The sequence below is a fragment of the Pectobacterium atrosepticum genome (genome assembly GCA_019056595.1).
GTDB lineage: Bacteria > Pseudomonadota > Gammaproteobacteria > Enterobacterales > Enterobacteriaceae > Pectobacterium > Pectobacterium atrosepticum.
Map to the genome: position 1 here is coordinate 4,493,729 of CP036163.1, position 9,503 is coordinate 4,503,231.

General features: G+C 48.6%; 10 protein-coding genes and 1 pseudogene. 8 read left to right on the forward strand and 3 right to left on the reverse strand.

The features are described 5' to 3' along the window. Positions 1-32 precede the first annotated feature (32 nt). A complete protein-coding gene (locus tag DCX48_21075) occupies positions 33-932 on the forward strand; it encodes an AraC family transcriptional regulator (protein ID QXE16788.1) in 900 nt (299 codons plus the stop codon). A 9-nt stretch (positions 933-941) separates the two neighbouring features. Further along, positions 942-1,007: pseudogene (locus DCX48_21080) on the forward strand (MmcQ/YjbR family DNA-binding protein). 77 nt (positions 1,008-1,084) lie between these two features. Here DCX48_21080 and DCX48_21085 read toward each other — a convergent pair. Further along, complete coding sequence (locus DCX48_21085; GenBank protein QXE17334.1) at positions 1,085-1,987, reverse strand: LysR family transcriptional regulator; 903 nt, start codon at positions 1,985-1,987, stop codon at positions 1,085-1,087. A gap of 91 nt (positions 1,988-2,078) precedes the next feature. On the opposite strand from DCX48_21085, the gene DCX48_21090 reads away from it, so the two are divergent. From DCX48_21090 to DCX48_21100, 3 genes are all read left to right on the forward strand, one after another. Further along, a complete protein-coding gene (locus DCX48_21090) occupies positions 2,079-3,095 on the forward strand; it encodes an NADP-dependent oxidoreductase (protein ID QXE16789.1) in 1,017 nt (338 codons plus the stop codon). Beyond that, positions 3,088-3,348: an antibiotic biosynthesis monooxygenase gene (locus DCX48_21095; GenBank protein QXE17335.1), complete on the forward strand. Its 261-nt coding sequence runs from the start codon at positions 3,088-3,090 to the stop codon at positions 3,346-3,348. Before DCX48_21090 ends, DCX48_21095 begins: the two co-directional genes overlap by 8 nt. 403 nt (positions 3,349-3,751) lie before the next feature. After that, complete coding sequence (locus DCX48_21100; protein QXE16790.1) at positions 3,752-4,390, forward strand: thymidylate kinase; 639 nt, start codon at positions 3,752-3,754, stop codon at positions 4,388-4,390. Positions 4,391-4,637: 247 nt separating this feature from the next. Here DCX48_21100 and DCX48_21105 read toward each other — a convergent pair whose 3' ends face one another. Beyond that, positions 4,638-5,567, reverse strand: a complete 930-nt coding sequence (locus tag DCX48_21105; protein ID QXE16791.1) for a LysR family transcriptional regulator — start codon at positions 5,565-5,567, stop codon at positions 4,638-4,640. A 139-nt stretch (positions 5,568-5,706) separates the two neighbouring features. Between DCX48_21105 and DCX48_21110 the strand changes: the two genes are divergently transcribed. The 3 genes from DCX48_21110 (at position 5,707) to DCX48_21120 (ending at position 7,439) form a co-directional block, all read left to right on the forward strand. Continuing rightward, a complete protein-coding gene (locus tag DCX48_21110; GenBank protein ID QXE16792.1) occupies positions 5,707-6,282 on the forward strand; it encodes a flavodoxin family protein in 576 nt (191 codons plus the stop codon). Between the two features lie 15 nt (positions 6,283-6,297). Beyond that, a complete protein-coding gene (locus DCX48_21115) occupies positions 6,298-6,576 on the forward strand; it encodes a hypothetical protein (GenBank protein QXE16793.1) in 279 nt (92 codons plus the stop codon). Between the two features lie 134 nt (positions 6,577-6,710). Then, entirely contained in the window at positions 6,711-7,439 is a 729-nt protein-coding gene (locus DCX48_21120) for an antibiotic biosynthesis monooxygenase (GenBank protein QXE17336.1), read from the forward strand. Between the two features lie 317 nt (positions 7,440-7,756). Here the strand turns inward: DCX48_21120 and DCX48_21125 are convergent, their stop codons facing one another. Next, the gene (locus DCX48_21125) at positions 7,757-9,421 is read right to left on the reverse strand and encodes a cyclic peptide export ABC transporter (protein ID QXE16794.1); all 1,665 of its coding nucleotides are present in this window, start codon (positions 9,419-9,421) and stop codon (positions 7,757-7,759) included. Positions 9,422-9,503: the final 82 nt, after the last annotated feature.

The following is a 9,503-nucleotide window of genomic DNA, read 5'->3' on the forward strand; positions in this document are numbered from 1 at the left end:
CGTGGTAATGGGCCGTTGATATAATCAGCCTTATGAATAACGATCTTACACCGCACCTTGATATCGCCCTGCGGCACGCGTCGCTGGGATTGACTGTCACACGGATCCCGCGTGTAGACCTCTGCGTCGGACAAGGCTCGACAGACAAGGCTCCCTGCCTGTATCGCTCGATGATCTGTTTCATCCTGCAAGGCTCAAAGCGCGTTGCAATTAACGACACGCTTCTGAGTTACAACAGCGAACAGTATCTTATCAGTGCCCTTGATTTACCTCTTAGCGGACAGATCCTTGATGCTGAAGGGGGGCGGCCCTACGTTGCACTATCGCTGGTGCTGGATCCGGCCATACTAGCGGAATTAGCGGCAAACATGCCGCCGGTTCGCGAAAGTGAACAGAAAGGGATTGGCATCATGATAAATCCCATGACCGCTTCGCTCCGCAATACGTTACTCCGCCTAATGTCGTTGCTTGATACGCCTGACGATATCCCGATTCTTGGCCCCATGCTCGAACGGGAATTGCTTTATCGTCTCTTGCAGGGCCCTCAGGGGCGACTGTTGCGTCAGATTGCCCAACCCGATGGCGCACTCAGTCGCATCCGGCGCGCCGTTGGCTGGATCAGGGACAATTACAGTACCCGTCTTCGCATCGACGCGTTGTGCGAGGTAAGCGGTATGAGCCGAGCAAGCCTGCATCGCCATTTTCTGTCGATGACTGGCCTCAGTCCTGTCCAGTATCAGAAACAGCTTAGATTGCAGGAAGCTCGCCAGCTTTTGCTTGCCGGTGAGCATCGCGCGTCTGACGTGGCATTTGTTGTTGGCTATGAAAGCGCATCACAGTTTAGCCGTGAATATCTCCGGCAATTTGGCGCGCCGCCTGTCCGAGATGTGCGCGCCATACGGATGGCGATAGACGCGCTAGGTAAGGCGTAAACGGGAGTTATGATGAAAAGAGAGACATTATTCAGGTACGCTCGGGAACATTTTAAATCTGAGCCTGAATATATCGGATCATTACGCCAATATGCTGGATAAGCTCAATTAATATCATGGCATTCATTGCAACAGTGAGCATGTTTAAATAATTAAAACTGCTCAAGCATGAGATCTATAAATGCACGTACAGCAGGGTTAGAGCGACGGCTCTCATGCCAGACCGCCGAAATATTGTGACGCTCTATGGCAAAATCTGACAGAACAGGAATTAACGCTTTTTTCCTAACCAAAGAAGCGGTCATAAAGCTGGTAGCCATTCCTATCCCAGCACCGGCAGAAACTGCCGCTATTACTGCTTCACTTGCATCGACGATGATATTCGATGATGGCACGATTTCAATCTCCCTCTCTCCTACCCGGAAAGGCCAGCGAAAAACCTGCCCTGTATTTTGGTAACGCAGATTTACCGTTTTATGCCCTATCAGTTCATTGGGATGGCGTGGCGGCGGACATTTGGCCAAATATTCAGGAGATGCATAACAACACAACTTATATGGCGAGAGGCGACGCGACAGGAGATTTGAATCAGCGAGGTCGCCAAGTCTGATAGCAATATCAATACGTTCATCAATGATGCTTATCACGCGATCGCTCAAGCGTAGGTCAATTGCCACTTTTGGATGAAGTGCGCAGAACGTTGGGAGCACGGGAGCAATCATATGGAGGCCGATCGGAAACGATGCAGCTATTCGTAGTGTACCCGAAGGCTCAGCGCGTGAGCGCTTGGCTACCTGCTCAATCTCTTCAGCATCGAGCAGCAACCTTATCGCTCGCTCGTGTAATTCACGGCCTTCAGCAGTCAAAACCAGAGAGCGTGTTGTTCGGGTGAATAACGTAACGCCAAGATGCTGCTCCAGTCGCTGGATACTCTTACTGATCGCTGAGGGTGAAACTGACAGCGAGCGAGCAGCAGCGGTGTAGCTGCCGAGAGCTCCCGCACGTGCGAATGCAATTAGACCTGTGAGTCTTTCAAAACCTATTTGTTCCTTCATGGCAACATTAAAGCGAAATATAGGCTCATTATCAACCATCAGCATTGGTCATATTATCTCGCAACTGAACCCCTGTAGGAGTGAGATTGTGATGAGTGAAATGATGAAAGTAGTGCAACTAAATGCGTTCGGTGGCCCAGAAACTCTTCAGTATGGGGATGCACCTTTGCCCACTGTGGGATGTGACGGAGTACTTGTTCGAGTGTATGCGGCCAGTATCAATCCGCCAGACTTGTATTTGCGTGATGGTTATCGCGCTCTTCCGTCTGAATGGTGGCCCAATTCCTCCTTTCCACTCATCTTGGGAACTGATGTATCAGGTGTTGTCGCAGCGATCGGCGAAAATATTTCCGAATTCAGCCTTGGGGATGAGGTCTATTCAATGGTGCGTTTTCCTGAAGGAGTAATGCAAGGTAGTGGTGCGTATGCCGACTACGTGTGTGTTCCTTCGTCAGATCTGGCGTTAAAACCTCAGGGCATCGAACATGTCCAGGCTGCGGGCGCACCGATGTCACTGCTCACGGCCTGGCAGTTCCTTGTCGAATTAGGCCATAACGCTCCAAATCCTTTCCAGCTGTTCACACATACACCCGTTCAACTTGAGGGTCGTACGGTGCTGGTTAATGGTGCCGGAGGTGGCGTAGGACACCTTGCGGTTCAGATTGCCAAGTGGAAAGGTGCGCACGTGATAGCGGTAGCCAGTTCCCGGCATGAGGTGCTTTTACGTGATCTGGGGGCGGATGAGTTTATCGACTACACCAAAGTCGCTGTCGAGACTGTAGTTAAAAATGCCGATCTCGTCATTGATGCTGTGGGCGGGACTCACATGGAGCGCTTTCTAAGCTGTATCAAGCAAGACGGAGCACTATTTCTTGTTAATCCTTTAGGTTTTTCCGGACAGAATGAGGCCGCCACAAAAGGAATTACTGTGTCAGCAACGCAAGTGCGTTCCAGTGGTGCGCAGCTATCAGAAGCGGGTCAACTTTTGGAAAAAGGGGTTATCCGTGTCGTCATTGATAGTACTTACCCGCTAGCAATGGCATCAACTGCCCATCAACGCGCTTCATTAGGCAGTATTCAGGGAAAAATAGTGCTCACCAATTTTTGATTATCACATTGCCGTTCTGCCATTGGCTATATCCACTCGACAACGTGAAGGAAACCTCTCATATGATGTCGCCGTAGATAACCATTTGGGCGGACGATTGCTCATATCGAAACGCTGGAAAGATCACGACTCACTAAGTGCCTATCTCAAAACAACCGACATTATAGAATTTATCAACCGCTGGCAGGAACGAATGAAGGGGAAAGTCCTAAAGTATGGCGCCTTTAACGAAAGGGATTTGATGGAAGAGTAAGCATAAATTTGTTTACGACTAAGCCAACCCTTGTTATTGCGGTCCAGCACAATGATCGTCCGCTTCACGCTCAATGCTGCCCGTCAACGCCTGTCTACTTAAAAAACAGGCCTAACGTGGGATATTTTCCGTTTTCCAAGCAGATCTCTTAAACTACACCGCACAGGTCGTAACATATGAGCAATGACCACAAACGGCGATAATTCTGGGTTTTTAGACCCGTCAGTCAGAAGCATTGCTAGAGTGTTCATCAGCGTCTGTTTATAAGAACCCTCGATTCGTGCTGACGCGCCAGGCGTATCCAAAGAACGAAGAGGGTGGTCAGCGGTTCATACGAAGGAAGTAAGATGCTTTTGCCAGATTTGAGCTTTACAAAAACCGCATATCAATCGTCATTTCAAGAATGAGTCGTCCGCTGTTTATTTCTCTGGATGGGCCCAAGGGAGCCGGTAAAACCACACTGTTAGAGGCCATTACGAAAGTACTCAGGGCGGACAACAAGAAGGTGATCCGACTTTGCGAGAAAAAAAGCGACCCCTATAGGGGTGAAACTATGGCCCTCGTTAACAAGCTCGCCAGAAATCCCACTCTGGATTTGGAATGGGAGATTTGTGAGCGCTTTGCTGACAGCCGTGCCTGGATTTCCCTGCACGTGCTGACTAAACAGCCACCTGACAGCATTATCTTGATGGATCGCTGGTACCCGTCTGATGCCGCGTTTCGCCGGATGGTTCCATTTGCAGAGATTTTACAGCTTAACATTGAACGAAACGTGCGAACGCCAGACCTGCATGTCGGGGTTGTTACTGCGCCTGATATTTCATGGGCAAGGGCCGCGGCCCGACCGCGTGGGCTAAGCAGTACAGTGATTCATAAATTCGAAGAGCATGTCGCCTGTACTAAGGCGTTCGAGCGAGAAGTTGCAGAGCAAGGCTGGGTTTTATGCCGTAACGAAGGAATGATCGAAGACGCAACGATGCAGGTGATTTCTGAGATCTACAGAGTGCTCGGATGTCCCACCGACATGGTTTTTTCGGGCTGAGTTTTCGCCGCATTTCGCCAGTAATTGTACCCAGCTCGACCAGCTTCAGAGCAAAGACAATCTGTTCTTCGGTGAATCGTGAATTTTTCATCGGCGCCCCCTCCGTTTCGGGGAGTGTCGGTATTCTGTTTCTGAATGAGGCAGGATTTAGGGTCAGGGTCACATTTGTGCGAACAATTGACAACTTCCGCTTTTCGCTCGCAGCAGTCTGATGGCTCTATTTCGGGCCGTTTAGCGTATCAAACTGCTATGGACGTTTAGACTGGTTATGTGGATAGCTATTTTTTGTTTTCATGATTAAAAAATCAATCAGCGCTTTGACTCGCTTCGCCTTGCCGGTGCTTTTTAAGTAATAGAGATAAACCGGTGGATAGGTTTTCCAGTAAGGCATCATAACTGGGATAAATTGCTCTTTATCAGGCTGCAATTCATACACCGGCTCAAACATTCTGCCTATTCCAAGACCACTGCGTATTCCGTCGGCCATCACGTCAATATCATTACTGATTAGCTGGCCGGGCATATCAACGGTTAATTTCTCACCTTGATCGTCCAGCATCAGTGGGAGTATTCGGTTATTGGTAATAAAGCGGTAGCCGATAAGCTGGTGCTGATGCAAGTCCGCCGGTAGAACGGGTGTGGGGTGTTCTGCAAGATAGGCCGCTGAAGCATACAGGCCTTCACGAAATGGTTTCATCAGCTGACGAGCCACAACGCTCTCTCCCAGGATATCGCCAAAACGAATGCCTAAATCAAAGCGTTCATCAATCATGTTCACGGTTCCGTCATAAACGGAAATCTCAAGCTGTATTCCAGGATAGCTGTGGCAGAACTCGGCCATAAAAGGCTTCAGAATAAGCAGGTAAGCAAAGCGTGACAGCGTAATTCTGACCAGCCCAGACGGTTCCTGATTCAAGCTTTTGATACTTTCCAGCGCATTTTCCAGCGATTCCACAGCCCGCGACGTCTGTTGCAACAGTTGTTCCCCCGTATCCGTCAACTCAATGCGCCGCGTGGTGCGCAAAAAAAGCGGGTGGCCAATATGCTGCTCAAGGAGTTTTAGCGATTTGCTTACGGAAGGCGGCGTTATCTCAAGTTTCCTGGCCGCTGCAGTGATACTGCCTTCACGAGCGATGCTCTGGAAAATACGGATTTGATTGTAAATGACATTGTTCATGGCGTCATCCCGAGGAGGAAACAGAGTTTGATTATTAGCTATTGGCTAATAGTGTATAAGTTATTACTGTTCTAAAAAACAGAGTAAGGGTTGTTTATACTCACTTCCAGTTAAACAAACCTCTGTTAAGGAAGCCAAAATGCAAAATGTACTGATTATTTCGGGGCATCCAAATCTTAATGAGTCCATTGGCAATGCCACTATCCTGTTGGAAGTCGCGAAAGCATTGCCCGATGCAGAAATTCGCTTTCTTGACGCCCTGTACCCTGACTACCAAATCAACGTGGTGCAGGAGCAGGAAGCCTTACTCAATGCCGATGTGATTGTCTGGCAGTTTCCTTTTTCCTGGTATTCGGTGCCAGGGTTAATGAAGTTATGGATTGATCAGGTTTTTGTTCATGGTTTTGCCCATGGTTCAACCGCAAGACTGGGTGGCAAAAAGCTGATTATTTCCTTTACCGCCGGAGCACCAGAGAGCCTGTATTCCGCTGAAGGTTTGTTCGGTCACGACATTCAGCAATACATGACTCAGTTTGAAACCACAGCAGCGATGTGCAATCTGGATTTGCAGGGCAAGGTTTACACCTTGGGTATCAGCTATGCGGGGCGTGATGAAGCCAAAACTCGCGAACAGAAAATCATGGCCAAAGATCACGCTACACGCCTGATTACTGCGATTAAAGAAATTGCGCCTGCTGTAAACATGGCTGTGTAAAAAAGAGGAAGAAAAATGTATCTCATCAATATTGTGGTAAATGACGATATTTCTCCTGATCAACATGACGCGCTTTTCGCTCGCCATGTCAGCTGGTTTCAGCAGTATTTCAACGCAGGTAAGTTTGTTCTGATCGGCCCCTATTCGGATCGCGAACGGGCAGGGGTCATTATTGCTCAGACCGCAAGCCGGGAGGAACTGGACGCCATCCTGAGTGAAGACGCCTATTTTCCAAATCTAGCTCAATATGAGATCCGCGAATTTATCCCGAAAATGGTGGGAAGCTGGCAATAAAAGACGCCGCAATTCTCATTAAAAAACGTGGTAAGGAGCTAAGAATGCAGTATATGGCTGAGCGTAACGGCTGGACGCGCTTTGTTGGGAATAATGGTACAAAATTTAATGCAGCCGAAAAAGAGAGGTCGTTTATGAAAGCTGGGATTTCGTTGTCACTTTCATTGGCTCTGAGTTGTTCTGCCGTTGCGCAGGGGCAGAAAATATCTGTCCCACCCGTGTTTAATATTTTTGAGCTCGTCATCAGGCAGGATAAAAATAACGCCTACGACAGCCTGGCTGAAAAAAATATTACTGCTTCGGTAACCGGTGAATCTGGAACGCTGGCGATGTATTCAGCCAAAAAGAAAACGAACCCGGTAGTTGCTTATATGTATGAAATTTATGCTGACAGTGATGCCTACGATAAACACCTGAACTCAACGAGTTACAACGAATTTTTGCGCAATTCACCTGATATTCTGGAAACGAGTCAAACGCGTAGAATTGATGTGATACCGCAATTTCTGGCGGACAAAAAGATTGTGCAAAACGATAGCACGATAAATAACTTTGTCATCGTGGATGTGAAACCAGAGCTTGGGCAGGCTTTTCGCCATGTCGTTTTACCCGAAATGGTACAGTCGATTGAGCGAGAAGAGGGTGTTCTGGCAATGTATGCCGCTATCGATAAAGCTAACCGTAATCGCTGGTATTTTTATGAAATATACGCCAGCGAAAATGCTTATCAGGCTCATCGCCTGACACCACACTTTAAAGCCTACATTAATCAGACCGCAGAGATGACGACCTATAAAGAGGCCATTGCTATTAAGCCTGGCTTGTTGATGAATAAAGGCGGCATGCGGTATGAAAATGAGTGAGTTACGCCGTGTTACTGAAAATGCGGTAAAAAGTGTGAAAAAATGTGGTTATTACTTTTCCTGATTCTCTCAGTGTGTGGGAGGCGGTGACATCAGGCTGTCAGCCCATCGAAAATTCAGGCGGTGCGCTGAGCCGTTCGTTCACGGCTATTCTCTGACCCACCAAACCCCGGAACGCAAAAATCCCGCTTAAGTTTCCTTAAGCGGGATTTCTAAATTTTGCTCCTCTGACTGGGATCGCCTTCGCCATTAACTGGCTAATAAGTAAGCTAAGCCCGAATCCCCTTTCTGCCAAGACCACCAGAATGACCCCAGTGCTAAACAGTATTACCTTCATCAGCGATGAGTCGACCGTTTTCGAGCTTGATGCAATGATCGGCCAAGTGGAAAAAACGATCGTCATGTGTGATAGCCAATACGGCTTTACCACGAGCGGCCAACTCAGGCAGAAGTTCCTGATAAAACACGCGTTTGAATAACGGATCCTGATCGGCTGCCCATTCATCGAACAGATAGAAAGGGCGATCCTCAAGATAGGTCACGACCAGCGCGAGGCGCTTACGTTGCCCCTGCGAGAGGTTGCGAGTAGAAAAATAGCCGTTTTCCACCGTGACCTTATTCTCCAGATGCAGCTTGGCCAGTAGTGCATTAGCGCGTGAATCCAGCGTTGAGTCGGCATCATTCAACCCAATCAGTGATTCGAAAAGGTGAAAGTCAGAGAATACGGCGGAGAAAAGCTGCCGATAGTTGGCACGATTGCTGTCAACGACCTCGTGGCCGTCGACAGTAATGGTGCCACTTTCCGGCGTGTATAGACCGACCAGCAGCTTGGCGAGCGTTGTTTTTCCGCTTCCGTTACCGCCAATCAGAAACGTAATTTCCCCCCGCCTGAGCGTCATATCAATCGGCCCCAGTTGAAACACGCGGTCTTCTTTTTCACGGTAATAGCTATGGATAACGCCAGACAGACTGATAGTGTCGGCATTGCCAAATTCATTCGCGGAGACGGTATGATCGATGGAATCGCGTTCGTCCAGCTCAGATAATATCGCGCTAATTCTTCGTAATGAGACGCGCGCAGAATTTAACGTTGGAATGCTATTGAGTAATCCTTCCAGCGGCATCAGCATGAATAAAAATACGATGACATAGCCCGCCAGTGCTGTTGATTCAAGCCCCGGTATTATGGTCGGGGAAAAGATGACCAGACCAAGGAAACTATAGAAAAGGAAGAGGATCCAGCCAACGCCGAAAGCATAAACGCCGAAGGCGCGGGTACGATTTTTGCGTACGGCGTCGATTTCTTTACCGAGTGACTGATTGAGAAACGCATGCGCACGGGAGACATGCAATTTGAGTTCTTTTGCACCGGAAAATAGCGCATTGAAGTGGGTAAATAAGCGATCTTGTGCCTGACCTGCTGCTTTCAGGGAGGTGAACGCCGTGCTTCCGCCCAGACTGTAACCCAGTGAACCAATGACAACGATTGTCAGTGCCAGAAAGAAGATAGGGAGCGATAGCCAGGCAAGGTATCCCAGACAGCCGACGACGATAGAACCTTGCATCACGATGTTCGGCAGGGTGAAGAACAAGAGTGATACGCTGGTTGAGTCATCCGTGATGATCGACTGCGCACGTGAGGCACCCAGTTCTTCTATCTGACGGAAGGGCGCGCGAGCCACGCGGCTTGAAATTAGTTCGCGCATTTTTGCCATGGTGCCTTGGCTTAATCTGGCGAAAATGACGCCGCTGAGAATACGGCAGGAAATTGCCAGGACAGTCAATATGGCAAAATACCAGGCGAGTGGCACATAGTCATCGGTGGGCGTCAGCAGCGCTTTGTTGATTAAGGTAATCAGTAAAACGCTGGCAATGCCATTGGTGACACTGGCTACTGTGGCAATCGTCAATACCCGCCGTGAATCAAACAAGAGTGAGAGTAAAAGCTTTAGCGCTGGATTTTTGGTTGTCGACGTATTCATATTATGTCCATACGTTATTGAGGCCTACAAGATACCGAGATTCGCGACCAGCGTTGTAAGCTGGTCGCGCCAACAGCCAGCT

Bases quoted from the DNA above. Each gene is read 5' to 3' on its own strand.
- DCX48_21075 (QXE16788.1), top strand. From the start codon at position 33: ATGAATAACGATCTTACACCGCACCTTGATATCGCCCTGCGGCACGCG.
- DCX48_21085 (QXE17334.1), bottom strand. From the start codon at position 1,987: ATGAAGGAACAAATAGGTTTTGAAAGACTCACAGGTCTAATTGCATTC.
- DCX48_21090 (QXE16789.1), top strand. From the start codon at position 2,079: ATGAGTGAAATGATGAAAGTAGTGCAACTAAATGCGTTCGGTGGCCCA.
- DCX48_21100 (QXE16790.1), top strand. From the start codon at position 3,752: ATGAGTCGTCCGCTGTTTATTTCTCTGGATGGGCCCAAGGGAGCCGGT.
- DCX48_21105 (QXE16791.1), bottom strand. From the start codon at position 5,567: ATGAACAATGTCATTTACAATCAAATCCGTATTTTCCAGAGCATCGCT.
- DCX48_21110 (QXE16792.1), top strand. From the start codon at position 5,707: ATGCAAAATGTACTGATTATTTCGGGGCATCCAAATCTTAATGAGTCC.
- DCX48_21115 (QXE16793.1), top strand. From the start codon at position 6,298: ATGTATCTCATCAATATTGTGGTAAATGACGATATTTCTCCTGATCAA.
- DCX48_21120 (QXE17336.1), top strand. From the start codon at position 6,711: ATGAAAGCTGGGATTTCGTTGTCACTTTCATTGGCTCTGAGTTGTTCT.
- DCX48_21125 (QXE16794.1), bottom strand. From the start codon at position 9,421: ATGAATACGTCGACAACCAAAAATCCAGCGCTAAAGCTTTTACTCTCA.